This is a genomic window from Aminivibrio pyruvatiphilus (genome assembly GCF_004366815.1).
GTDB lineage: Bacteria > Synergistota > Synergistia > Synergistales > Aminobacteriaceae > Aminivibrio > Aminivibrio pyruvatiphilus.
In genome coordinates this window covers 106,697-131,172 of record NZ_SORI01000001.1, presented here as the reverse complement: position 1 = coordinate 131,172, position 24,476 = coordinate 106,697, and the positions used below count along the sequence as shown (strand labels likewise).

Genomic DNA, 24,476 nt, shown 5'->3' with positions numbered 1-24,476 from the left:
TTCCTTCTCTATGCTCCTTCGACGACGAATTTCTTTCCCACGCACAGGGGAGAGAAGGCCGTCCCGAAGGCCTGGAAGAGTTTGACCTGCATGGGGAATCCCGTGCAGTGCCCCGCGGCGATCCATTTCGGCCCGATCTCCCGGATGCCCTCCAGGGTCTTCTCCATCTTCTCTTCGGATCCGTTGACCAGGTGAAGCCCCCCCGCGACGCCTTCCACGGGCTCGTCGGGGTACAGCTCCCGGACCCTTTTGAGTATGTTCACGATCCCCGAGTGGCTGCAGCCCGCCACCACCACCACTCCCTTTCCTTTCACCCTGGCGGTGATGCCCATGTCGTCGGGAAGGGAGTCAGGGGCCACCCTGCCGTCCTCCAGGGTGAGAAAGGCCTTTCCGGGACCTTCATAGCCGGTCACCCGGGGAATCTGCCCCGTAGTGGCCAGGCCATCGGCCAGGGGAAAGGGGTCGGAGGAGAGAAACAGCCGGCCTCCGGCCTTCTCGATGGCTTCCCGCTCGTCACCGGTCTGGATCCCCTTGGAGGACAGGACGGGATCCGCCTTGAAATGGGGGCGGAACAGGGCCGGGTGGGCCACCACGGGAAAATTGGCCTTTCCGGTGGAGGCGACGAACTTCGCCACACCGCCGGTATGGTCGTAATGGCAGTGGGAGAGGACGAGGAAATCGATGGATTCGGGGCGGATCCCGAGGCCCTTCATGTTGTGGGAGAGCACCTCGGGGCTCTGCCCCACGTCCAGAAGCCCCCGGACGATTGTGCCGTTCTTCTTTCCGGTCAGAAGGAAGGACAGGCCGTGTTCGGCGACGAAGGGACCGTGCATGGGCACGGAATCCTCCACCAGCGTGAGAATTTCAAGGGAATCAAGCATTTCGGCACCACCTCCATTGCAGGATATTTTGTATAATGAAGCCTGCCGGCCTTTCTGGCAAGAGGTTTTTTCATCAGAACCACCGGGCTGCGGGGAGCGTTACCGGTGCTCGCTTGGGCCGACGGCGCACATTGTCATCCGTGACAACTGCGCCTGAAACCGACATCCCTGTCGGTTTCCTGCCCCGGGCGCTGTGCCCGGCAACCCTCCCTCAGCTTCCATGCTGGAAAATAGGAATGGACGAGAGGAGAGAATCGAATGTACTACATCGAGGGGCAGAGCCACGACCCCGCATTCAACCTGGCCATGGAGGAGCACCTCTACCGGACCGTGGACGGGGGACACCCCGGCTACTTCCTGCTCTGGCAGAACGAACCTTCCATCATCGTGGGGCGGTTCCAGAACACCGCCCAGGAGGTGAACCGGGCCTTCGTGGAGGAGCGGGGAATCCGGGTCGTCCGGAGGATCTCCGGCGGAGGGGCGGTCTACCACGACCTGGGAAACCTGAATTACACCTTCATCGTCCCCAACGACGAAGGCACCCCCTTCGACTTCGCCCGGCACGCCATGCCCGTGGTTCGGGCCCTGAAAAAACTCGGCGTGACGGCCGAGTTCAACAGCAGGAACGACCTGGCCATCGACGGGCAGAAGTTTTCGGGGAGCGCCCAGCACATGGACAAACGGCGGCTCCTCCACCACGGAACTCTCCTCTTCGACTCGGACCTTTCCGTTCTCGGTCAGGCCCTCGCCGTGGACGAGGAGAAGTTCACCTCCAAGGGGTTCAAGTCCGTGAGAAGCCGCGTGACCAACATCCTCCCCCATCTCCCGGTGAAACTCTCCATGGCGGAGTTCATCGCCGCCCTCCGGGACTCCCTGTCGGGAACGGAGCAGCGCCCCCTCTCCCCGGACGAGATCGTGGCCGTCGGAACGCTCAGGGATACGAAGTACGCCACCTGGGAATGGAACTGGGGAGAGTCCCCGGAGTACACCGAGAGGAAGGTCCGCCGCTTCCCCTGGGGAAAGGTGGAGGCGCTGCTGAACGTGAAGGACGGAATTCTAGCCGAAGCACGGTTCTTCGGCGACTTTTTCGGGGTGGAAAACCGGGAGGAGCTGGAAACATTTCTGGCAGGCTGTCCGTTCCGGAAGGAGGACCTCCGGGAGCGCCTTTCCGCCGTTCAGCTTGACCGGTTCTTCCGGGGAGCGGACCTGGAGGAATTCCTGGCCTTTCTTTTCGGGTAAGGCGAAAAACTGCGGTTAGATTTTGCGAACTGGGGCGGCCCCTGACGGGCCGCCCCAGCGGCTTATGCCTTTTTCGGCAGCGACAGGGCCTGCCCCCGGACCGCCATGGCCCCTTCGAGCAGGGCCTCCCCCACGGTGGGGTGGGCGTGGACTGTGGTCAGGATTTCGTCCACGGTGGCCTCGAGACGGAGTGCCAGGGCTCCCTCCACGATGAGGTCCGTGGCCCTGGGCCCGATGAGGTGCACCCCGAGGATCTCGTCGTATTTTTCGTCCACCACGTACTTCACCATGCCGTCGGTCTCGTTCATGATAAGGCTCTTTCCGTTGGCCATGAGGGGGAACCGGCCGACCTTCACCCGGAATCCCTTCTCCAGGGCCTCCTTCTCGGAAAGTCCCACTGAAGCGATTTCCGGAGCGGTGTAAACGGCGCTCGGGACGGTCTTGTAATCCATTTCGACCGTGTGCCCCAGAATGTTCTCCGCCGCCACCTCTCCCTCCCGGGAGGCCACGTGGGCCAGCATGATGGGCGAGGCGCAGTCGCCGATGGCGTAGACGCCCTTCACGGCCGTCTCCATTCTTTTGTCCGTCTTTATGCGGCCCCGCTCCACGGCGACGCCGATGGATTCCAGGCCGAGTCCCTTCGTCACCGGGCGGCGCCCCACGGAGACGAGAACCTTCTCCGCCTCGAGGACCGCCTTGCCTTCGGGGGTCTCCACGGAAACCGCCAGCTTCTTTCCCTTCTTCTCCACTGCCGTCACCTTCGAGGAGGTGTGGAAGACAACGCCCTTCCTCAAAAGGACCCCTTTCAGGATCGAAACTATCTCGCCGTCGATCATGGGAAGAATCTCGGGGAGCATTTCCACCACGGTAACCTTCACCCCGAAGGTGGAAAAGATGGAGGCGAATTCCATGCCGATGACGCCGCCGCCCACGAGGACCACCGATTCCGGCAGACCGTCGAGGGAGAGGGCTTCGGTGCTCGTGATGACCCCCTCCAGGTCGAAGCCCGGAATGGGGGGAACCGCAGGTTCGGAACCGGTGGCGACAATGACGGCGTCCGCCCTGACCGTCATCTTCCCGCCATCGTTGAGGGCCACGTCGATCTCTTTGGCGGAGGCGAAGGAGGCCGTTCCCCGGAGGACGGTGATCCCGTTGCTCGCCATGAGGGTGCCCACGCCGCCTACAAGGGTTTCCACCACGGCCTTCTTTCGCGCCATGAGACCGCTCCAGTCCACGGAGACGTTCTCCGCCCGGAGCCCTATGAGGGCTCCTTCCTTCGCCGCTGTGTAGGCTTCCGCTGTATGGAGGAGCACCTTGGTGGGAATGCACCCCACGTTGAGGCACACGCCGCCGAGGGCGCCTTTTTCGATGAGGGTGACCTCGGCACCGAGCTGGGCCGCCCGGATGGCCGCCACATACCCTCCAGGACCGCCGCCGATGACCGCCACCCTCTTCGTGCCGGCGGGGGCAGCCTGTGCAGCGGCCGGAACGGCCTTCGGAAGTGTTTTTTCCTCATCGGGAGAGTGGGGATCGGTCACCGGAACATCTCCCGTCTCCCCTTCGCCGATCCGGGCTATGGGAGCCGACACGGCGGCGGCGTCCCCTTCCCTGACCAGTATCTCGGACAGCACGCCGGATTCGTTGGCCTCCACCTCGAAGGTCAGCTTGTCCGTCGCCACCACGAGAAGGATTTCCCCCTTCTCCACCCGGTCCCCAACCTTTTTGTTCCACCGGGAGACCGTCCCTTCGTTCATCGTCAGGCCCAGCTTGGGCATCGTCACAACAGCCATTTCTAAAAACCTCCCGTTCTGTTCAATAAAAAAACCCGGCGGGACGCTATATCTCCCGCCGGGCAATCCGCATTTCGTCCTCCCGGCCTACAGAAGAAGAAGCCAGGGGTTTTCCGCCAGTTCCCTGACCCTGGCGAGGAACCGGGCGGCTTCGGCGCCGTCGAGGATCCTGTGGTCAGCCACCAGGGAGAGCACGGACATGGGCCGGATGACCACTGCCCCGTCCACCGCCACGGGCTTTTCAGTGATGGTGTTCACGCCGAGGATGCACGCCTCCGGCGGGTTGACGATGGGGGTGAAGCTTTTCGTCCCGAACATTCCGAGATTCGTAATGGTGAAGGTTCCGCCCTGCATGTCTTCCAGGGCCAGCTTTCCGGACCTCGCCTGATCCACGAGCCGTTCGGTCTCTTCGGCCACCTCGAGGAGGCTCTTCTCCTGCACCGCCTTCACGTTGGGAACGAGAAGCCCTCCGTCCACCGCCACGGCAAGGCCGATGTTCACGTTTCCGTGAAGAACGATGGCGTCTCCGTCAAAGGAGGAGTTCGCCAGGGGGACGTCCTTCACTGCCGCCGCGCAGATCTTCATGAGGATATGGTTGTAGGAGATTTTGACACCCCGCTTTGCTCCTTCGGCCTTCACCTTCGCCCGGAATTCGGCGAGGGCTGTGAAATCCACATCCATATCGTAGGCCACGGAGGGGATGGTGGCCTTGCTCAGGCTCATGCGCTCAGCGATGACCTTCCGCATGGGTGTCAGGGGAAGGCGGACATCCTTGGGAGCAGCCTTGACGGAAGCAGGAGATGCGGCCTTCAGGACGTCGGCTTTCATGACCCGTCCGTCCGCGGCTATGGAGGAAACGTCCACGCCGAGATCCGCAGCGGCTTTCGCGGCCGCCGGGCTGGTCTTGATCTTTCTGCTCTCCGGGGCGGAAGCTGCGAAAGCTTCCACGTCCTTCCGGACAATTCTTCCCTCCGGCCCCGAGCCGGCAACAGCCGAAAGATCGATGCCCTCTTCCCTGGCGATTTTCCGGGCCAGGGGTGTGGCCCTCAGTCCTGCGGGCAGGGCGGCGCTGCGGGAAGAAGCCTTCTCCGCCGAAGCGACAGACGTTGGCGCCGCAGGGGCGGTTCCTGCCGCTTCAGGAGCCGCGACTCCGGAAACGGCCTCACCGGCCTGTCCGAGATAGGCGAGAACTTCCCCCACGGGGACGTCCTTTCCTTCAGGGACGACGATCCGCAGCAGGGTACCAGCTTCAGGGGACACCACATCGAAAGTCAGCTTGTCCGTGGCGACCACCATAAGGATCTCGCCCTTCGCGACGGATTCCCCCTCCTTTTTGTTCCACCGGGAGATCACCCCCGTGTTCATGGTCAGCCCGAGCTTGGGCATGGTTACCGGTGTTGCCATTGTTGAACCCTCCTTCTGGAGAACGGCGCTAAAGCGCACAGATCGGAACGCTGTGTACGAACATACTGCCTACATCATCCCCATGAGCCTGGGAAGGAAGAGCGTGATCCCCGGGAACGCGGTGATGATGACGAGTGCGATTACAGTCGCGATGAGCATGGGAACCGCGGGCCTGCTGATCTGCTCCATGGTCAGGCCGCTGATCCGGGCACCCACGAAGAGGTTGACCGCCACGGGGGGCGTCACCTGCCCGATGGCCATGTTGATGGTCATCATGACGCCGAACCAGATGGGATCCCACCCGAAGATCACAATGATGGGGGCCAGGATGGGCAGGAAGACATAGGCGATGGAAATGGCGTCGAGGAGCATGCCGGCGAAAAGAAGGATGATGTTGATCATCAGGAGGATGACCGCGGGATTCTCCGAGATGCCGAGCAGTACGGCCGCCACCTTGTCGATGAGTCCCACCGTGGCGCCGAGCCATGAATAGAGGCCTGCGCAGGTGACCACGATCATGACCACCGAGGTTCCCGCCACGGTCTCGGCAAGGATCTCGTAGAGCACCCGGAAGGTGAGCGTCCGGTATATGAACACGCCGACGAAGAGGCCGTAAAAGACCGCCACAGCCGCGGCCTCGGTGGGAGTGAAGACGCCGCCGTAGATGCCGCCGAGAATGATGACGGGTGTAAACAGGCCCCAGAAGGCGTCCCTGAGAGACTTCAGTACCACGGATGCGCTTCCTCTGGGCTCGCCCCGGTAGCCCCGCTTCCTGCTGACAAGGTAGACCGCCACGCAGAGACAGCACGCCACCACGATGCCCGGAATGACGCCCGCCGCGAAGAGGGTTCCTACCGACTGCTGCATGATGTCGCCGTAGACGATGAAGGAAATGCTCGGGGGAATGATGATGGCCAGCCCCGAAGCCACAGAGACCGTGGCGGCAGCGAAGGCCTTGTCGTATCCCGCCTCGGCCATGCCGGGAATAAGGATGAGGCCGAGAGCCGCCACCGTCGCGGGACCCGAGCCGCTCACGGCGCCCCAGAAGGCAGCCACTATGACTGTTGCCACGGCAAGGCCGCCGGTCATGTCACCCACGAGCTGCTTGATGAGGTTGATGATCCGTTCGGCGATGCCGACTTTTTCCATGATGACCCCGGCGAGGATGAAGAAGGGTATCGCCAGGAGGGGAAATTTCGCGATGCCGGCGAAAAAGCTGTAGGACAGCATCTGGTACCCCATGTTCCAGTTCCAGACAACGAAAATGGTTCCCATGCCGAGGGCCACCGCGATGGGAACCCTGAGCAGGAGCGGCAGGATGAAAAGGACGATCGTCCAGAATGCGGGTTCGCGGATCAAAGACTCCATCTCTCGTCCCTCCTAAAATTCGTTCCTGCGGATGGTCGCAAGAGCCGCCTGCACGATGCGCACAAAAATAAGGACGGAAAAGACCGGCAGGGCAATGGTGTAGTAATACACGGGAATCGCCAGGGATTCGGTGGTCACGCCGAGGTCGATTTCATCAACGACCTCGAGATACCCGAGATAGGCAAGAAGGGCGAAAAACACCAGGGACATGATCGTGCCGATGAAGAAGCAGGCTTTTTTCCCTTTTCGGGGAAGAAGGTCGTAGATGAAGGTCATGCTGAGGTTCGTTCCCTTTTTGAAGGCGATGGCCGTGCCCAGCATGACGAGCCAGACGAAGAGGTTGATGGTGACCTCCTCGGTGAACGCCAGCGCCTGGAAGATAAAGTACCTGGTGATGACGTTGGCGAAGGTGATCACCGCCATCACCATGAGGATCAGCGATCCGAGAATCTCTTCAAAATGATCGAAAATTTTCTTGGCCATATCGGACAATCCCTTCTGAAGAAAAGACAAGGAGAATTCCCCATTTCTCCTGAAAGGAGAAGAGAAAGCCCCCGCGGGGACCCGGGGGGAGGAAACCTCCCCCCGGAAGTCTCATCTGCTTCCGCTTACTTCTTGACCACGGAGGCCATATCTGCCTCGGCGGCTTTGACGAGTTCATCGCCCACCTTGGACTTCCATGCTTCAAGCACGGGAGCGGTCTTGTCGGCGAAGGCCTTCATCTCTTCGGGGGTAAGGATGGCCACATCCATGCCCACGCTCTTCAGGGTGCCGTACCAGTCGGTGATCTCGGGAACCTTGCCGATGCTCTCGAGGTACTTCTGGGCAGTGCCGTCGTCGAGGCCGATGCGGGCGAGGGCGATCATGTACTTGCCCGCTTCCACGGCGGCTTCCTGGATCATCTTCTGGTCCTCGGCGGAGAAGGAGGCCCACACTGCGGGGTTGACCACGTAGAGGGTGGGATCGACCACGTAGTGCCAGTCGGTCATGAACTTGTGGTAGTCGTGCATCTTCACGGGATAGAAGGTGCTGATGGGGTTCTCCTGGCCGTCAACGACGCCCTGCTGGATGGCCGCCATGGTATCGCTCCAGTTCATGTTCACGGGGTTGGCGCCGAGAGCCCTGAAGGTATCGAGGAACAGGGGGCTGCCCACAACCCGGATCTTCATGCCGGTGAGGTCGTCGGGGGTCCTGATTGCCTTCTTGGAATTGGTGAGCTCACGGAATCCGTTCTCGCCGAAGGCAAGGAACTTCACGCCTTTGTCTTCGATGGCCTTGATGACCATTTCGCCGGCTTTTCCAGCCTTGACGGCGTCAAGGGCGGCATACCGGTCGGGCTGGTTGGCGATGAAGAAGGGAAGGGCGAAGAGGTTCAGCTCGACAAGCTGGGGCGAATAGTTGATGGAAGACTGGACGGCGAAGTCGATGGTGCCGTTCCGGACGAGGAGGAAAGCGTTGGTCTGCTTTCCGGTGGTGAGCTGGGATCCGGGATAGACCTTGATGTTGATCTTGCCGCCGCTTCTCTCTTTCACGAGATCGGCGAAGTACTGGGCGCCCATTCCCCATGCGGTGGTCAGGCTCGGCACGATGTCGAGCTTGTACTCGTCCTTGTAGGCGGCAAACGCCGGCACGGACACCGAACACAGGACTGCAACAGCGATAAGCAGTGCTACGATCTTTTTCATTCCCTCAACCTCCTGAGTATGTGGTATGAAACCTTCTCTTGACTACAGCGCGTTGTGGTGCCTGTTCGCCCTACGGGACCGATCACCTCCCGCCGCAACAGGATGACCCCCGCCCGGCCCGATCAGGGACCGGCGGGGCGGACCTTGAACAGCACGAACCCTGTTTCTTCGTCGAAAGAGCGGACGAATTCCGCTCCGGAAAAACCATTGATCACAACTTCCGCGGTGGCGAGCACCCGGTTTTCTCCCCTGTCGGCGAGATGTCCCGCCACGGGTTTCATGTCGCTTCCCGCGAGAACGCCGTGCAGGTGGACGGAGAGTTCTCCCCTGTCATCCTCACCGATAATGCCCGCGACGGTGATCAGTTCGATGCAGCCCTCCATGCGGAGCGGTTCGAGGTAGACCGCCCTCCCCGGGGTTTCGGGGTCCGGGGTCACGCAGACCACGTCCGCCGACCGGAGGCTGCCGATCATGGTGGCGATATGCCCCGACCGGATACCGTGGCGGGTGCAGATTTCCCTGACGGCGGCAAAAAGGTCCTCACCCGGGGCGATTCTCCCGAGAACCGTCGCCGAGATGGTGCCCGGGGCCGAGGAGACTCTCTCCGCTGACACGTTCGTTTCCCCCTCTTACATCATTCCCCGGACCGCCGCGGCGATCTTGTCGGGGGTGATGCGGTAGGCCTGCTCCAGCGGCCGGGCAAAGGGCACCGGGGTGAAGGGAGCGCCCACCCGGACGATGGGGGCGTCGAGGCAGTCGATGGCCTCTTCGGCGACAATGGCCGATATTTCGGCGCCCACGCCGCCCTGCTTCACCGCTTCGTGGGCGATGGCGAGCCGGGACGTCTTTGCCACAGAATTGAGGATCGTCTCTTTATCGATGGGAGAAATGGTCCTCAGGTCGATGAGCTCCACGCTGATCCCCTCTTTTTCAAGCATGTCGGCTGCCTTGACCGCAAGATTCATGGTCATGGAATAGGACACGAGGGTGACATCTTTTCCTTCCCGGACCACCTTCGCCTTGCCGATGGGAGTGACATACTCCTCCTCGGGAACCTCCCCCTTCATGGAGAAGAGAGCCTTGTGCTCGAAGTAGATGACGGGGTTGTCGTCCCTGATGGCTGCCTTCAGGAGGCCCTTGGCATCCGCCGGGTTGGAGGGGATGACCACTTTCAGGCCGGGAATGTGGCAGAAAAAGGCCTCGAGGGACTGGGAGTGCTGGGCAGCGGCCTGGTTCACGAGGCCGTCCGGGGCCCGGAGCACCATGGAGACGGGCTTCTGACCGCCGAACATGTAGTATATCTTGGCCATCTGGTTGTAAATCTCGTCGAAGCAGACCCCGGCAAAGTCGGCGAAGTGCATGTCCGCCACGGGACGCATTCCCGCGAGAGCGGCGCCGATGCAGGCACCGACGATGGCCGTCTCGCTGATGGGGGTGTCCATGACCCGTCCGGTTCCGAACTGGGCGGGAAGGCCCTTGAACTGGCCGAAAATTCCGCCCTGGCGGGCGATGTCCTCGCCCATGACGAACACCCGTTCGTCCCGGGCCATCTCCTCCTGCATGGCTTCAAGGGTTGCCTGGGAAAAAGTGATTGTCTTCATTCTGTCCACCGCCTTACACATAGAGCCCTTCATACAGGGCAGACACTTCGGGTTCCGGAGAGGTACGGGCGAACTCCAGCGCCTCGGCAAGCTCCTTCTCCACCCTGGTCCTGATGGTCTCAAGCTCTTTTTTCGTCATGGCCTTGGCCTTGAGAACCCTGGCCTCGAACCGGGGGATGGGGTCCGTCTCTTCGAGGACCTTCTGGACCTCTTCCTTGGTGCGGTACATCTCGGGGTCGCCAACGAAATGGCCCTTGATCCGATAGGTCTTGCACTCGAGGATCGCAGGCCCTTCTCCCCTGCGGGCCCGCTCGATGAGCTCCTTCGCGGCCTCGTACACGGCGAACACGTCGTTGCCGTCCACGATCACGCCTGGCATGCCGTAGCCCTGGGCCCGGTCGGCGATGTCGTCCACCGAGGTGGTGGTCCGGTAGGGGGTGGTGGAGGCCCACTGGTTGTTCTCGCAGAGGAAGATCACGGGAAGTTTCCATGCCGCGGCCATGTTGGCGGCCTCGTGGAAGGTTCCCCTGTTGGAGGCGCCGTCGCCGAAAAAGGCCACGGCGACGCCGTCGGTCTTCTGCATCTTCTGGGCGAGCGCCGCGCCGGTGGCCATGGTGAAACCGCCGCCCACGATGCCGTTGGCGCCCAGCATGCCCACGCTGAAGTCGGCGATGTGCATGGAGCCGCCCTTGCCTTTGCAGCTTCCCGTGCTCTTTCCGAACAGCTCGGCCATCATGTGCTTCAGGTCGGCGCCCTTGGCGATGGTGTGGCCGTGCCCCCTGTGGGTGCTCTGGATATAGTCGGTCTTTCTCAGGTTCGCCATGACGCCCGTGGCAGTGGCTTCCTCGCCGATGTACAGGTGGACGAACCCGGGGATCTCTCCGTCAAAGAAAAATTTCTCCACGGTGAGTTCGAAATTGCGGATCTTCACCATGGTCTCATAGAAAAACTTCAGCGTTTCTTTATCGTACCGTGCAAGAGGAAGAGTCGCCTCTTTCCGTACCGGCATTGCACACATGAAGATCACCTCGTCAGAATTCTGGTCTTGGTTCCTCTGCCCCCGGCGGACAGGCTCCGCCGCGCGCCGCTCACCGCAGGAGTACGGAGCGGCGAAAAGCACCCCCCTTTCTGAAGCTGAACCCGGAATTGAAATGCTATCAGTAGAAAACTCGATGCCACAGCGTTTAAACAACGGGACCGTCACACGACGCTCTCGATATTTCCCGGAATGGAAAGAACATTGTTTTTTCCCGTGATCAGGTGGGCATGCATGGCCGAGGCAGCCTTTTCACCGTCGCCGTTCCGAACGGCATCGGCGACGGCACAGTGTTCCGCGAAGGAGCGCTGGACGCTCCCCGGCCGCCTCAGCACGTTGGTTCCCATGGAGTAAAACCGGTCGAGGACACGCTGTATGGTGTTGAAAATCAGGGAATTGGCGTATAAACGGAAGAAGAGGTCATGAAAATCCTTGTCGTGCCTGAGGTATTCCAGGACATCGTTCCGTTCCATGGCTTCCTTCTGGCGGGAAAGGTACAGGTCCATCTCGCCGATGTTTTCCGGGGTCATCTGCGGCGTCATCTCCCGGATGACGAACTCTTCGACGGCCATACGGAGGGCAAACGTCTCGTTCACCTCGACCACCGAAACCTCGGGAATAACCACGCCCCGGTTCGGGTGAATCTCGATAAAGCCTTCCATCTGAAGGCGCTGCAGGGCTTCCCGGATGGGAGTGCGGCTCATGCGCATTTCCGCCGCCAGGGAATTCTCGGAAAAAGAGAACCGGTCGGTGGACCGTCTCTGGAGGACCAGTTTCCGGATTTCTTCATACGCCTGGTCTTTCTTTTTTTTGCGCACTCGGAACGCCCCTCTCGCGGATGGTGGACCGCTCTTTCTTGTATGCAAGGAAAATACAACCTATATACATTTGATAGGATACCCTCATAAGAACATAAATGTCAAGCTGAAAAAGAAAAATGAACAAAAAGTCCCTTTCCGGGAGTTCCCGGAAAGGGACTTTTATTCTTCTGCTGCTGCGGGGCAGAAACTATAGGCTCCCGCTCCTTCTTCCTGTCCGCCGCCGGCTTGGTTTGCGGAGAAATCAAAATCCCGGCGGAGACAACGTCTCTTAGCCCAGGGGATGAAATAATTCAGGGGAAGCTCCTTCGCAGGAGCTTCCCCTGTTCTTCACCCCGGTACGGTCCACATTTTCTCGTCGCCCCGTCTCTACAGCCCTTCCGGAGCGGAGCGTTCCCCCGGTCCGAAGAGCCTGTACTCCGACTTGCCGTCTGCCGAAATCCGCACAGATCCCTCCACCGGGCAGTTCCCCTTCAGGATGTACGGTACGAGGCGAAGGTAGGTCGGGTGCATGTCCTTCATCGAAAGGCTCTCGTCGATATCCATCCACTCGACGGTCCCCTCCTCGCTGCCGCGGGGCTCCCCCCTCGAAGTCGCGCGAGATGAAGTAGACTGAGAGGTACTCCATATCCCGCCCTTCGACGAGCGCATGGAGCATCCCTGCGTACTCCATGCTTCGCACCCTGCATCCTGTCTCCTCCTCCATTTCGCGCACCAGCGCCTCGCACAGGGTCTCCCCACGCTGCTTCCGCCCCCCGGGGACGGAGCGCTGCCCCTTGTAGGGGTCGTTCGCCCTGCGGACGATCAGGACCTTGTTCTCCCGCACCAGGTATCCGAAGACGATCAGCGTGGTATACGCGCACCCCTTCCACGAATCCATTCCGCACCCTCTTTCCATGTACTCCCGGCGTCGCCGGCGCTTTTCGCTGTTCTACGCCTCAGAGTAAGACCTGAAGCGGCTTTTCGATCAGCTCAATCAGCAGGGCGAGAAACTCCGCCGCCGGGGCGCCGTCTATGACCCTGTGGTCGTGGGCCAGCGAGAGCGCCATCATCGGCCGCACCACGACCTCTCCGTCCACTGCGGCGGGCATGTCGTTCGTCCTGCCTATACCCAGAATGGCCGATTCCGGCTGGTTGATGATGGGCGTGAAGAACTCCGTGGAACGGTATCCACCCAGGTTGGTCAGCGTAAAAGTGCCTCCGGAGATCTCCTCCGGAGCGAGCGCGTTCTCCCTCGCTCTTCTGGAAAGGTCCTTCAGCTCGCGGCTGATGCGGGTCAGGCTCTTTTCGTCGGCGTTCCGGATCACCGGCACGATCAGCGCCCCTTCGAGCGCCACGGCGACGCCCAGGTGCACCTCGCGGAACGTGACGATGCGCTCGCCGCGCAGCGAGACATTCATGAAGAGCTTCTGCCGGAGCGCCATGGCTGTGATCTTCACCAGCATGTCGGTCACGGTGAAGCGCTGCTCCTTCTCCAGCATTTCATTGATGGAGGCTCGCAACTCCAGAAGGGCCTTCGCGTCCGCCCGTGCGTGATGGGTCACCTTGGGCGCAACGCTCCAGCTCGAGAGCATGCGATCGCCGATGATCCGCCGGACCCCGGAGTACGGACGCTCGTCGACGAAGCCCGTAAGGGGCTCATCCGGGGAAGTCGCTCCGGGGATCGGCGCCCCGTCGAATCCGGCTGCGGGAAGAAAAGCCTGCGGAGCGGCATCCGGAGATGCCAGCACCGCCTCGATATCCTCCTTCGTAATTCTCCCGCCGGGTCCGGTTCCCCTCAGGTACGCATATTCGATGTTGTGCTCCAGAGCCATTTTCCTCGCCACAGGGGATATTCTGACGGGGGACGGCCGCTCCCCGGCCAAACCTCCCGATGCGCCCTGCGGAACCGGCCCGGCGGCGGGCTCCTCCTTCGGAACGGCGGCGACGGACGGCAGGCCGGGAACCTTCTCGCCTGCCGCACCGACATACCCCATCACTCCGCCGATGGGGAGCGAGGTCCCCTCCGGAGCGACGATGCGCAGCAGCACGCCGTCCGCCGGAGATTCGACGAGATTGGTGATCTTTTCGGTGAGCACTTCCGCGACGCGCTCCCCTTTCGCGACAGCTTCGCCCTCCTTTTTCAGCCACTTTCCGACGGAACCCACGGTCATCGTCAGCCCCATTTTGGGCATCACAAGTTCAACAGCCATCTTCTTGCCTCTCTTTCAGTCCGCCGGCGGACGGAGGCATCTCCCGCCGCCGCCAAATGCCCGGGGCCGCTCAATAATCAAGAGGAGACCCCGGGCAGAGTGTGTGCGCAGCGTCAAAGGGGCGCAAGCCGCCGCAGACGCACCGCGTCGCGGAAAAAACCGCTCTCCGCCGCCCAGCGCAGTGCGGCGGGCACGTCCACCACGCGGGGACCGTCCCTGTCGAGCCGGATGGAGGCAGAGTCTCCGGCGTGCAGATCCACTTCCCGCTCGCCGTCGAGAGCTATGATGCTGGGGACCGGAGCTACCTCAATCTCCTCGCCGGACCGGAAGGTCCTGAACGACGCCACCCCCGCGGGCAGAAAGAGCCCCGGCGCGATAGGGGCAAAGACATCCGCGCGCTGCGGATCGAACTGCAGAAAACCGCCGTGCGGATCCTCCGGCGTGATCGGGGAGAGGTTTCCCACGACGGAGGCGACACCTATGTTGTGCGGCTCTCCCCTCGTTACCGCACAGCAGCGCATGTTTTCCACCTCCCACATCGCACGGCTGCCGATGAAGCGGCTCTGCAGCACAACCGCGTCTATGAGGGCGATGTCCGAGGCTTCCCCGTTCTTGAAGATAGTGAGCTTCTTGCTCCTGCGGACCGTACAGCCCTCGCCGCAGCCAAGCGCCGCCACTCCGGCGGCGAGCCCCGCCGTCGTCCCCTCGATGAGCAGGGGGAAAACATTGTTCGTCCCCGTGGAGACGGGCATCAGGGGGACATCTCTGCACCCCTTCGCGACCATCCGGTTCGTTCCGTCCCCTCCCAGCGTGACGATGCAGCCGCACCCCTCCGTGCAGAGGAGTTCCGCCGCGCGCTGCGAGTCGATCTGCGTGCCGGTGAGAGGCATGTCGAGCATCTCGACGTCGAGGCGCAGGGGGCGGTCGGAGCGCACCCCTTCCGCCGCCCTGCGGACGATTCCGTAGTAGTCCGGCATCGCAAGCACGCATCCCACGCCGAGGGCGTCGAGGGCCAGCAGGATCCGCCGGACAATGTTCACCTTCTCCTGATTGTCGAAGACCGTGCCGTAGGCGACCAGGCGCCGGATATCCTTTCCCGACGCGGGGTTGGCGATGATTCCTACAGAAGCGTCTTTTCCCATGATGAAGCGTCTCCCCTTTCCCGGCCGCCTGAGGGGAATTAAAAGAGTTCCTTGACGGTAAGGACGACTTTTTCCGCGCTCGGTATGTAGAGCTTCTCCAGCCGCGCGTTGAACGGAACCGGCGTGTCGGGCGCGGTGACCCGCTTCACCGGCGCGTTGAGGCTGTCGAAGGCCTCGTCGGCGATTATGGCTGCGATCTCGCCGCCGAAGCCGCCGGTACGGCAGGCCTCGTGGATGACGACGGCCCGCCCCGTCTTGCAGACGGAGTCGAGAACCGCTTTCTTGTCCAGCGGCACGATGCTCCGCAGATCGACCACCTCGGCGGAGATCCCTTCCTTCTCCAGAATGTCCGCGGCGGCGAGCGCCCTGTGGACCATCGCCGACCACGCTATCAGGGAGACATCCTTCCCCTCTCGGAGCACGGCCGCCTTCCCCGGAGGCACGACGTACTCCCCTTCGGGCACCTCGCCCGAGAGCCCGAAGAGCCCCTTGTGCTCGATGAAGAAGACGGGATTGTCGTCACGGACGGCACCTTCCATCAGCCCCTTGGCGTCGGCCGGAGTCGCGGGCATGACCACCTTGACCCCGGGAATATGGGCAAGCCAGGCCTCCAGCGACTGCGAATGCTGCCCGGCTGCGGACATTCCCGCGCCGCACGTGGTGCGGACCACCATCGGGAGCTTGGCCTTTCCGCCGAACATGTAGCGCATCTTGGCGGCCTGGTTGTTGATCTCGTCCATGCAGACACCCATGAAGTCCATGAACATCAGCTCGACGATCGGACGGAGCCCTGCTGCGGCAGAACCGACGCCGAGTCCCAGGATCGCGGTCTCCGTGATCGGGGTATCCACTACCCGCTCCTTGCCGAACTCGTCGAAGAGGCCCGCCGTCTGGCCGAAACACCCGCCGAAGAACCCCACGTCCTCTCCGGCGAGAAAGACGTTCCTGTCCCGGCGCATCTCCATCCGCATTCCGTCCCTGAGCGCTTCCATATAGGTCATTTGTGCCATTTTCGCCACTCTCCTTCAATCATCCGCGCCGGTCAGCCGGCCCACACGTCGGTGAGAAGTTCGTCGTCCCCCGGTTCGGGGCTGTCCTCGGCGAACTTCACTGCCGCCTCGATCTCCTCGTTGACCTTCGCCCTCATCCGGTCGAGATCGGCCTGCGTCGCCATGCCCAGTTCGATCAGCTTGGCCTCGATGCGCGGGATAGGATCCTTTGCGAGCCACGCTTTCTGCTCCTCCGGATCCTTGTACTTCGCAGGGTCACCCTCGAAATGACCGCGCTGGCGCCACGTCTTGCACTCGACGATGCTCGGCCCGTCGCCTCGGCGGGCGCGCGCCACCGCTTCCGAGGCCGCCTCGTAGACGGCGATCACATCGTTCCCGTCCACGCTGACCCCCGGCACACCGTACGCCCCTGCGCGGTCGGCGATGTCGCTGATATTCATATGGTGCTTCTGGTAGTTGGAGATGCCGTACATATTGTTCTCGCAGACGAAGACGACCGGCAGCTTGAAAGAAGAAGCCATGTTCATCGCTTCGTGGAAAGTGCCGCGGTTGGAGGCGCCGTCTCCGAAGAAGCAGACCGCAACGGCGTCCGTTTTCCTGTACTTGCAGGCGAACGCCGCCCCGACGGAGATCGGCTGCCCGGCCCCGACAATTCCGTTGGCCCCGAGGATGCCGAGGTCGACGTCGGCGATGTGCATCGAGCCGCCCTTTCCCTTGCAGTATCCCGTTGCCTTCCCGTACAGTTCCGCCATCATCAGCTCGGTTTTTCCGCCCTTGGCGATCACGTGCCCGTGCCCCCGATGCGTGCTCGTGATGAAATCCCTGTCCGTCAAAGAGGCGCAGACTCCCGTCGCCACAGCTTCTTCGCCCACATAGAGGTGAACGAATCCCGGCATCCTCCCCGCCGCATAAAGCTCCGCGGCCCTCTCTTCGAATCTCCTGATGGTCAGCATCTTCCGGTACATCCCGAGTAGCGTTTCCCTACTGATCTCCATACCCGTTTTCCCTCCTTGCGGATAAAACTAAATTACCAAATCTGACAGTAAATTTTTTCTAGAAGAAATTATCTGATATATTGAAAACTGTCAAGATCGGGAATCCGCCCTGAATTCCCATGCCCTGCTGGTTCTTTTTCGAATTTCGATGTGGATTTTCCCGCGTTTCTGCTCCTGATCAATGCTCCGCACCGGGAAGGTTTGTTTCTTCTCAGGCAGTTCCTGATCACTGTTCTGCTATCAGTCCAAAGGAGTTTTTAGGCTGCGGATTAAAAAAAGCGTCCCTTTCCGGATACTCCCGGAAAGGGACGCTTTTTTTATTCAATGCGAAGCAGAAACCTCAGGCTCCCGATCCTTCTTCCTGTCCGCCGTCCGCCAGCTCCTTCATCATGCCGTTGAGCTTCAGTCCCGCTTCGAGGTGCTTCTTCTGGATGACCCTCAGCTCCGTCATGTCGCTCCTGTACTCCTCTTTCCCGTAGGCAGCCCCCCTGCTCCGCTCCCCGAGCCTGCCGCAGATGAACCGCAGCTTCCCGACCGCACTGCCCATAAGGGAAACGTACCCTCTGAGGGCCCCGAGAAAGCGGGTTTCCTGCAGGGATGAGTCAGGAACATCGTGCCGTATGGCCGACTTGACCCCGGCGAGATCCTCCAGGAGTCCCTCGAGGATCTCCCCGTTTTTTTCGTAATCCACCGGCTGGTAGATTCCGGGAATCCTGAGAATCTTCCGGAGGGACGGCCGGAACAGGTCATCCTGAACTGCCATGTAGGCTTTCACCATTCCGTTCACCCTTTGGGCGATCCGGACCGTTTCCTCGTTCGTCGTCACGGCGATGCGCTCCCTTCCCTTTGTTGTGGAGGTTCGGGGCGGTAATCGGTGATGATTTCGGAGAGCAGTTTTTCGAGGGTTTCAGCGGCCGCATCGATGGTTTCTCCCGGTGCGGAGTCCGCAAGAAGCTGCCGGACCCGTTCCGCCCCGTCCTCCAGCTCCCGGACGATCGTCTCCACGTCCTTCCGGGCATCCCCGGAGAGGGAGCCCAGCTGGGACCTGGCCACGGAAACGAGTTCCCCGGCGATGGCCGCAGCCCTCAGTGCCCGTGCCGCCCCGTGGTTTCCGCCTGTCTGCCCGTCTCCGCCGTTTCGGCCTCCAAGGGCCAGGACGAGGAGCACCCCAACCGCCGCCGCAGCGAGAAAGAAAACTGCCGCTCTCTTTTTCATCCGTTCCGCTCCTTTCAAATGTCCATTGTATCACCGCAGAGGGAAGGAAAGAAAAAAAGCCCCCGAAATCCAAATCCGCAGGCAGCGGGGAGCGTCACCGGTGCTCGCTTGGGCCGCCGGTGCAGATTGTCGTCCTTGACAACTGCACCTGAAACCGACATCCTTGTCGGTTTCTCGGCCCGGGCGCTGCCCCCCAGGGGGTCATCTCTTCGCCCCTGGCGGGGCGAATTCACCTTATGCCCGGCAACACTCCCTCTGCCGGGAAGAGCTGCGGATTTAGGCGAAAGGGGGCTCGGTTTTCAGCGAAGGGAAAAGAGGCGTTTCAGCTTATTTTCGGCCTGCTGCCGGGCTTCACCAGGGGGATTCCCCTTGCGCAGAGAGGGCACTCCCCGGGCTTCCAGAGGGGGAAGTCCACCTTCCACAGGGACTCCGGCGCCGAGGGCAGGGAGGATTTTCCCCCGCTCCGGTCGATGACCGCTCCTGTCCCCACCCATTCAGCCCCGCCGGCGGCGAGCACGGCGCCCACTTCGCCGCTGGAGACGCCTGTGGTCACCACGTCCTCGATGACCACCACCCTTTTGCCCTCCGGGAAGGGGAAACGCCGGAGGGTCATGGCGCCGTCCTGCCGTTCGCAGAAGATGAAGGGGACGTCCAGGGCTTTGGCTGTTTCATGGCCGATGATAAGCCCGCCGAGGGCCGGTGAGGCGATGATATCGGGCGAGTATTTCGCAATCTTTTCCGCCAGGGCTTCCCCCGCGAAGGCGGCGTACCGGGGGAAGCGGAGCAGCAGGGCGCACTGCATGTAGTCGCTGCTGTGGTTTCCCGATGTGAGCAGGAAATGGCCCTCGAGGTGAGCGCCGCTTTCCTTCATCATTTCTTTCAGCTGTTCGAGCATTTCCCGCTCCTCCAGGACAATCCCTCCTCCACGGCGGCGGCGATGCTTCTCACCGCGGCGATCCTGTCGGGAGCGTTCATTATGGGGCGCCCCACCACGATATAATCTGCTCCGCTGCCGATGGTTCTCTGCGGGGTTGCCGTTCGGGCCTGGTCGTCGTTCACGGACGCCGGACGGACGCCGGGCACCACGGTGAACAGCCCCTTTCCGGCGGCGGTGACCACGGGGAGATCCAGGGGAGAGCAGACGATGCCGTCCATGCCCGTCTCCCTGCACAGGGAGGCCCGCTTCTCCAGGGCCAGCGGGAGGGAGCACCCCGGAGCCACTTCCTCCCATGAGGCCTCGTCAAAGCTGGTGAGTACGGTCACTCCCAGCAGGTTCGTTCCCGAGCCCGCCTTTTCCTTCGCCCTTCTGGCCTCCTCGAGCATCTTCCGTCCTCCCCCGCAGTGGAGGGTCAGGGCCCACAATCCCTCCGACGCCAGGGCGTCCACCGCCATGAAAACGGTGTTGGGGATATCGTGGACCTTGATGTCCAGGAAAACGGCATAGTCCATGGCCATGATCTCCTTCAGGAAGGAAATTCCTCCCCGGGCGTAGAGCTGGTGGCCGATTTTCACGTATTTCAGTTCTCCCCTGAGGGCGGAGAGCAGTTCCCTGCCTTCCTCCACCCGTTCCACGTCCAGGGCGAGAATGAGATGATTCAGTCCTTTGCCCATCTTCTTCCTCCCGTCTTTCCCTTTATTTCCGTCCGAGACCCACGAGACCCGCAAGGTCCGCCAGTCCTTCTTCCGCCAGATAGCCGGCGAGGCCCTCCGTAATTTTCCGGGGAAGGTCGAAGTCGGTGAACAGCGCGCTTCCGACCTCCACCGCGGAGGCCCCGGCGAGGATCATGGCCGCCGCGTCCTCCCACCGGGACACGCCGCCGCACCCCACCACGGGAATGGACACGGCCCCGCAGACCTGCCACACTGTCCGGAGCGCCAGGGGGAACACCGCCGGCCCCGAAAGGCCTGCCGTCACCCGCTGAAAAGCCGGCCGCTTCCCTTTCAGGTCCATGGCCATGCCGAGCCAGGTGTTGCCGCACACCAGGGCGTCCGCTCCTTCCGACTCCGCGGCTTTCGCCACGGCGGGAAGGTCAGGAGCCTGGGGGGTGAGCTTGACCCACAGGGGCCCCTTCCACTCGCTCCTGGCAATGGCCACCGCCCGGGCGGCGCTCTCCGGTGAAATGCCCCAGGCCATGCCGTCGCAGTCGGCGTTGGGGCAGGAGATGTTTAGTTCCACCGCCTCTATGCCTTCAGGGGCATCCCGGAGAAGGGCGAGGTTTTCCCGGACTTCCTGTGCCGATTCCATGACGATGTTCACGAGGAAGGGACGGCCCGAGTTCCGCACCACGGCGAGGGCGTTCTTCAGAAATCCGCGGACGCCGGAGTTTTGAAGGCCGATGCTGTTCAGCATGCCGCAGGGGGTTTCCCAGACCCGCACTCCCCGGTTCCCCTCCCGGGGCTGAAGGCTCACGGCCTTGGTGCAGAGGGCGCCCACTCCCTCCAGCCGCTCCGGAGACCAGAGGGCGGGATCGTAGGGCCACACCCCCGAGGCGATCACCAGCGGAGTTTCAAGGTTCAGTCCGCCCACGGCGATTGAAAGATCAGCACGAAGAGAGTTCATTCCACTTCACCTCCTCGGCCGTAAAGACGGGCCCGTCCACGCACACCCTCCGGTTTCCCGATACCGTGGGGATGACGCACCCCAGGCATCCGCCCATGCCGCAGGCCATCCTCGATTCCAGGGCTGCCAGTATCCGGCCCCCGTCCCGGGGATACTTCGCAGCTATGGCCCTGAGCATGCCCTGGGGACCGCAGGCCCAGAGTTCCGTGTCTCCGGGCAGCGTATCGGGAAGGCCGGAAAGCACCGTTCCCTTTGTCCCGGCGGTGCCGTCGTCGGAGTACAGATCCACGCCCGGGAAGGCCTCCTTCAGCCACTCGGCGAAACCTTCCCAGCCTTTTCCGGCCACCCCCATGACGGTCCTTTCAATCCGGGACATGCCCAGTCTGCGGGCGGCGAACAGCAGGGGAGCCGCCCCCACGGAGCCGCCGGCAAGGATCACCTTCCGGGGAAGGGGCTTTTCTCCCCTGGCGGAAAAGAAGCCCCTTCCTATGGGGCCCCGCACCGTGACGGGGTCCCCCTGACGTTTTGCAGCCAGGAGGGCGGTCCCCCTCCCGACAACCCTGTAAATCATCTTGAACACATCGCCTGCGGCGTCCACCACCGCGAGAGGGCGCCCCAGGAAGGGATCGTTCCCCGTTCCCGGCCGTATCAGAACGAACTGGCCCGGCTCCGCGGACGATGCTATCTCCCCGCACCTGACCGCAAGCAGCCCGGAGCCGTCGCCGAGGGGGCGATGCCCGAGGACCGCCGCCGCATAATCCCGCGGGGAACCGCCGCCGCAGTTCATTCCTTATCCTTCAGCCTGTTCATGACGACCTTACCGTCCACCATCGCCATGACGGGCCACCCCTGGAGCATTTCGCCGTCCCAGGGGCAGACGCGCGCCTTGCTCTTCCACTGGTTCACGTCCACCCTGTGAATCGCTTCAAGGTCGAGCACCGTGACGTCGGCAGGGGATCCTTCCTTCAGCGCCCCCAGGGAGCGCCACTGACGGGAAAGCAGGGCGGCGGGGCCGGAGGTGAAGAGCCCGAGAAGACGCTCAAGAGGAACGGGCTTTCCTGTCTTGGCCCAGGTGTCCAGAACCACAGCGACAGCACACTCCAGGGAGGCGATGCCGCTCAGGGCCTCCTGGAAGGGGACATCCTTGTCGTCCAGGTGGTAGGGTGCGTGGTCGGTGACTATGGCGTTCACCGTGCCGTCGGCGACGGCGTCCCACAGCGCCTTGACGTCCTTTCGCGTTCTGAGGGGCGGATTCACCTTGTAGGCCGAGGAATACCGGCTGACAAGGACGTATGTCTCGTCGAGGGAAAGGTGGTGGGGAGTCACGTCACAGGTAACGGGAAGCCCTTCTTTCTTTGCCTGCCGGATGGCCTCTATTCCCAGCTCCGTGCTGACGTGGGTGAAATGGATCGGGCTGTCCGTCTCCCGGCTCAGGATAATCCCCCGCTGGATGTCGATGACCTCGGCGGAGGCGGGGCATCCTTTCATGCCGCTCGCCGCGGAGACCGCTCCCTCGTTCACCTGGGACTTCGCGCTCAGGGACGGCTCCTCCGGGTGCTCCATGATTCTCACGTCAAGGTCTCTCGTGTAGAGAAGGGCTGTCCTCAGCAGTTTCGCGTCCGATACCGGGGCGCCGTCGTCAGTGAAAAACGCCGCCCCGGACTCGGCCATGGAGGCAAGTTCCGCGAGCTGCTTTCCCTGGCGCCCCCTGCTGACGCACCCCGCCGGAAGCACTCTCGAAGCCCCGGCCTTCTTTCCCCGGGCTACCAGGTATTCCACGGTCACGGGATTGTCCACCGCGGGATCGGTATTGGGCATGGTCACCACCGTGGTGTAGCCGCCTCCAGCGGCCGCCCGGGCTCCGCTTTCCGTATTCTCCCGCCATTCATAGCCTGGATCCCGGAAATGAACGTGAAGATCAATGAATCCGGGGCATGCCAGCTTCCCCCCGAGGTCGAACACCTCGGCTCCCTCCGCGGAGAGGTCCGTGCCCCTGCGGGCGACCACGCCGTCCTTCAGGAGAAGATCCTCGCATGCCTTCCCGAGGTTTTCGCCGTCGAAAATTTTGGCATTCCTCAGCAGTATCATCTATCGCACACCTCCAAGGCAAAGGTAGAGAAGGGCCATCCGGACCGCCACTCCGCTCCGGACCTGATCGAGGATGACGCTCCGGGGGCCGTCCGCCACGGACGACGCTATCTCCATTCCTCGGTTCATGGGCCCGGGATGCATCACCACGGCCCTGGGCGAGGCAAGGGACACAAGGCTGTCGGTGGCGCCCCAGCGGCGATGGTATTCGTCAATGGATGGAATGAGGCCGTCTTCCTGCCGTTCCCGCTGCATCCGCAGGAAGTAGAGAATATCCGCCCCTTCGGCGGCCTCCCGGGCGTCGGAAACATACTCCACGCCGAGGGACGCCGTGTTCTCCGGCATAAGGGTCGCCGGGCCGCTGAGGGTCACATGGGCGCCCATCTTCCTGAAGGCCTGGATATCCGAGCGGGCCACCCTGCTGTGGAGCACGTCCCCGATGATGGCCATCTTCGCGCCTTCGAGGTTTCCCAGTTTCTGCCTCGCCGTATACAGGTCGAGCAGCGCCTGGGTCGGATGCCCGTTGGTTCCGTCCCCCGCGTTGAAGATGGAAGCCTTTGTGAGCTTCTTCGCGAGATAGTCGGGAACCCCCACCTCTCCATGGCGTACCACCACCGCGTCCGCGGCCATGGCCTCCAGGGTCCACACGGTGTCCCGCAGGGTCTCGCCCTTGCTCGCGCTCGACCCGGAGGAGGACCAGTTTATGACGTCGGCGGAGAGCACCTTTCCCGCTATTTCGAAGGAAGCTCTCGTCCTGGTTGAATTCTCGAAGAAACAGTTCATGACGATCTTCCCGCGAAGGGCGGGAACCTTCTTTATGGGCCTGTTCAGCAGTTCCTCCATGTACTCCGTCTGGTCGAGAAAAAAGCCGAGATCCTCCCTCGTCCACCCTTCAAGGGTGATGAGATTCTTATGCCTCCACTCCACTTTCCGTCCCTCCCGTACGTTCGCAGATAACAACCCTGTCCTCGCCGTCAAGTTCCTTCACGCGGACTTCCACGTTCTCCGCCCTGGACGTGGGGACCGTCTTCCCCACGTAATCGGCCGCGATGGGCAGCTCCCGGTGTCCCCTGTCCACCAGCACGGCAAGCTGAACCCGCTCGGGCCTTCCGAGGTCCGTGATGGCGTCCAGTGCAGCCCGTACCGTCCGGCCTGTGAAAAGGACATCGTCCACGAGAACCACCTTTTTCCCCGTGATGTCGCCGGGAACGGAGGTGCTGTGCACCACCGGCTGGTCGGCGAGGACGGAGATGTCGTCCCGGTAGAGGGTGATGTCCAGTTCGCCCGTGGGAACCTTCACCTTCTCCGCTTCCTTCATCATCTCCCGGAGCCTGGCCGCGAGATAGACGCCCCTTCTCTGGATGCCCAGCAGGATCACCCGCTCCAGCCCTTTGTTCCGCTCAACGATCTCCACGGCGATCCGCCGGAGCACCCGCTCCATGTCCTCCGCAC

At 62.3% G+C, this 24,476-nt stretch carries 25 protein-coding genes and 1 pseudogene; 1 reads left to right on the top strand and 25 read right to left on the bottom strand.

Annotated features, from left to right (window positions below; translation table 11 throughout):
• Positions 1-8: 8 nt before the first annotated feature.
• The gene (locus tag C8D99_RS00495) at positions 9-881 is read right to left on the bottom strand and encodes an MBL fold metallo-hydrolase (RefSeq protein WP_133955251.1); all 873 of its coding nucleotides are present in this window, start codon (positions 879-881) and stop codon (positions 9-11) included.
• Between the two features lie 258 nt (positions 882-1,139).
• Between C8D99_RS00495 and C8D99_RS00490 the strand changes: the two genes are divergently transcribed.
• The gene (locus tag C8D99_RS00490; protein ID WP_133955249.1) at positions 1,140-2,120 is read left to right on the top strand and encodes a lipoate--protein ligase; all 981 of its coding nucleotides are present in this window, start codon (positions 1,140-1,142) and stop codon (positions 2,118-2,120) included.
• 62 nt (positions 2,121-2,182) lie between these two features.
• Here C8D99_RS00490 and lpdA read toward each other — a convergent pair whose 3' ends face one another.
• From lpdA to pyrR, 24 genes and pseudogenes are all read right to left on the bottom strand, one after another.
• A complete protein-coding gene (lpdA, locus tag C8D99_RS00485) occupies positions 2,183-3,910 on the bottom strand; it encodes a dihydrolipoyl dehydrogenase (protein WP_133955247.1) in 1,728 nt (575 codons plus the stop codon).
• 87 nt (positions 3,911-3,997) lie between these two features.
• Entirely contained in the window at positions 3,998-5,314 is a 1,317-nt protein-coding gene (locus C8D99_RS00480; RefSeq protein ID WP_133955245.1) for a dihydrolipoamide acetyltransferase family protein, read from the bottom strand.
• Positions 5,315-5,383: 69 nt separating this feature from the next.
• On the bottom strand, positions 5,384-6,682 hold the full coding sequence (locus tag C8D99_RS00475) for a TRAP transporter large permease (protein ID WP_133955243.1): 1,299 nt from the start codon (positions 6,680-6,682) through the stop codon (positions 5,384-5,386).
• A 12-nt stretch (positions 6,683-6,694) separates the two neighbouring features.
• Positions 6,695-7,165, bottom strand: coding sequence for a TRAP transporter small permease (locus tag C8D99_RS00470; RefSeq protein WP_133955241.1), 471 nt, complete (start codon positions 7,163-7,165; stop codon positions 6,695-6,697).
• Between the two features lie 125 nt (positions 7,166-7,290).
• Positions 7,291-8,367 (bottom strand): DctP family TRAP transporter solute-binding subunit, encoded by a 1,077-nt coding sequence (locus tag C8D99_RS00465; RefSeq protein ID WP_133955239.1) that lies wholly within the window; start codon positions 8,365-8,367, stop codon positions 7,291-7,293.
• A 122-nt stretch (positions 8,368-8,489) separates the two neighbouring features.
• Complete coding sequence (locus tag C8D99_RS00460) at positions 8,490-8,981, bottom strand: PPC domain-containing DNA-binding protein (RefSeq protein ID WP_133955237.1); 492 nt, start codon at positions 8,979-8,981, stop codon at positions 8,490-8,492.
• Between the two features lie 15 nt (positions 8,982-8,996).
• On the bottom strand, positions 8,997-9,968 hold the full coding sequence (locus C8D99_RS00455) for an alpha-ketoacid dehydrogenase subunit beta (RefSeq protein ID WP_133955235.1): 972 nt from the start codon (positions 9,966-9,968) through the stop codon (positions 8,997-8,999).
• A gap of 13 nt (positions 9,969-9,981) precedes the next feature.
• Entirely contained in the window at positions 9,982-10,986 is a 1,005-nt protein-coding gene (locus C8D99_RS00450) for a thiamine pyrophosphate-dependent dehydrogenase E1 component subunit alpha (protein ID WP_133955233.1), read from the bottom strand.
• Between the two features lie 182 nt (positions 10,987-11,168).
• Positions 11,169-11,822 (bottom strand): GntR family transcriptional regulator, encoded by a 654-nt coding sequence (locus C8D99_RS00445; protein WP_166669937.1) that lies wholly within the window; start codon positions 11,820-11,822, stop codon positions 11,169-11,171.
• A 369-nt stretch (positions 11,823-12,191) separates the two neighbouring features.
• Positions 12,192-12,368, bottom strand: coding sequence for a hypothetical protein (locus C8D99_RS15495; protein WP_243833783.1), 177 nt, complete (start codon positions 12,366-12,368; stop codon positions 12,192-12,194).
• 28 nt (positions 12,369-12,396) lie between these two features.
• Positions 12,397-12,702 (bottom strand): annotated as a pseudogene (locus C8D99_RS15715) (NUDIX hydrolase); the annotation flags it as partial.
• A gap of 58 nt (positions 12,703-12,760) precedes the next feature.
• On the bottom strand, positions 12,761-14,014 hold the full coding sequence (locus tag C8D99_RS00435; protein WP_133955227.1) for a dihydrolipoamide acetyltransferase family protein: 1,254 nt from the start codon (positions 14,012-14,014) through the stop codon (positions 12,761-12,763).
• A 113-nt stretch (positions 14,015-14,127) separates the two neighbouring features.
• Positions 14,128-15,156: an ATP-NAD kinase family protein gene (locus C8D99_RS00430; protein ID WP_133955225.1), complete on the bottom strand. Its 1,029-nt coding sequence runs from the start codon at positions 15,154-15,156 to the stop codon at positions 14,128-14,130.
• 38 nt (positions 15,157-15,194) lie between these two features.
• The gene (locus C8D99_RS00425) at positions 15,195-16,166 is read right to left on the bottom strand and encodes an alpha-ketoacid dehydrogenase subunit beta (RefSeq protein ID WP_133955223.1); all 972 of its coding nucleotides are present in this window, start codon (positions 16,164-16,166) and stop codon (positions 15,195-15,197) included.
• Between the two features lie 32 nt (positions 16,167-16,198).
• Positions 16,199-17,131 carry a thiamine pyrophosphate-dependent dehydrogenase E1 component subunit alpha gene (locus tag C8D99_RS00420; RefSeq protein ID WP_274542651.1) on the bottom strand — a complete coding sequence of 311 codons (933 nt, stop codon included), beginning with the start codon at positions 17,129-17,131 and terminating at the stop codon, positions 16,199-16,201.
• 370 nt (positions 17,132-17,501) lie between these two features.
• Positions 17,502-17,987 (bottom strand): hypothetical protein, encoded by a 486-nt coding sequence (locus C8D99_RS00415; RefSeq protein WP_133955219.1) that lies wholly within the window; start codon positions 17,985-17,987, stop codon positions 17,502-17,504.
• Entirely contained in the window at positions 17,984-18,376 is a 393-nt protein-coding gene (locus C8D99_RS00410; RefSeq protein ID WP_133955217.1) for a hypothetical protein, read from the bottom strand. The genes C8D99_RS00415 and C8D99_RS00410 overlap by 4 nt, the downstream gene beginning before the upstream one ends.
• Before the next feature lie 322 nt (positions 18,377-18,698).
• Positions 18,699-19,271 (bottom strand): orotate phosphoribosyltransferase, encoded by a 573-nt coding sequence (gene pyrE, locus C8D99_RS00405; RefSeq protein WP_133955215.1) that lies wholly within the window; start codon positions 19,269-19,271, stop codon positions 18,699-18,701.
• Entirely contained in the window at positions 19,256-19,987 is a 732-nt protein-coding gene (gene pyrF, locus C8D99_RS00400) for an orotidine-5'-phosphate decarboxylase (protein ID WP_133955213.1), read from the bottom strand. Before pyrF ends, pyrE begins: the two co-directional genes overlap by 16 nt.
• A gap of 22 nt (positions 19,988-20,009) precedes the next feature.
• Positions 20,010-20,936, bottom strand: coding sequence for a dihydroorotate dehydrogenase (locus C8D99_RS00395; protein WP_133955211.1), 927 nt, complete (start codon positions 20,934-20,936; stop codon positions 20,010-20,012).
• On the bottom strand, positions 20,917-21,723 hold the full coding sequence (locus tag C8D99_RS00390; protein ID WP_133955209.1) for an iron-sulfur cluster-binding protein: 807 nt from the start codon (positions 21,721-21,723) through the stop codon (positions 20,917-20,919). Before C8D99_RS00390 ends, C8D99_RS00395 begins: the two co-directional genes overlap by 20 nt.
• The gene (locus C8D99_RS00385; RefSeq protein WP_133955207.1) at positions 21,720-23,024 is read right to left on the bottom strand and encodes a dihydroorotase; all 1,305 of its coding nucleotides are present in this window, start codon (positions 23,022-23,024) and stop codon (positions 21,720-21,722) included. The genes C8D99_RS00390 and C8D99_RS00385 overlap by 4 nt, the downstream gene beginning before the upstream one ends.
• Positions 23,025-23,951 carry an aspartate carbamoyltransferase catalytic subunit gene (locus C8D99_RS00380; RefSeq protein ID WP_133955205.1) on the bottom strand — a complete coding sequence of 309 codons (927 nt, stop codon included), beginning with the start codon at positions 23,949-23,951 and terminating at the stop codon, positions 23,025-23,027.
• Positions 23,935-24,465 carry a bifunctional pyr operon transcriptional regulator/uracil phosphoribosyltransferase PyrR gene (pyrR, locus tag C8D99_RS00375; protein ID WP_243833803.1) on the bottom strand — a complete coding sequence of 177 codons (531 nt, stop codon included), beginning with the start codon at positions 24,463-24,465 and terminating at the stop codon, positions 23,935-23,937. Before pyrR ends, C8D99_RS00380 begins: the two co-directional genes overlap by 17 nt.
• Positions 24,466-24,476 lie beyond the last annotated feature (11 nt).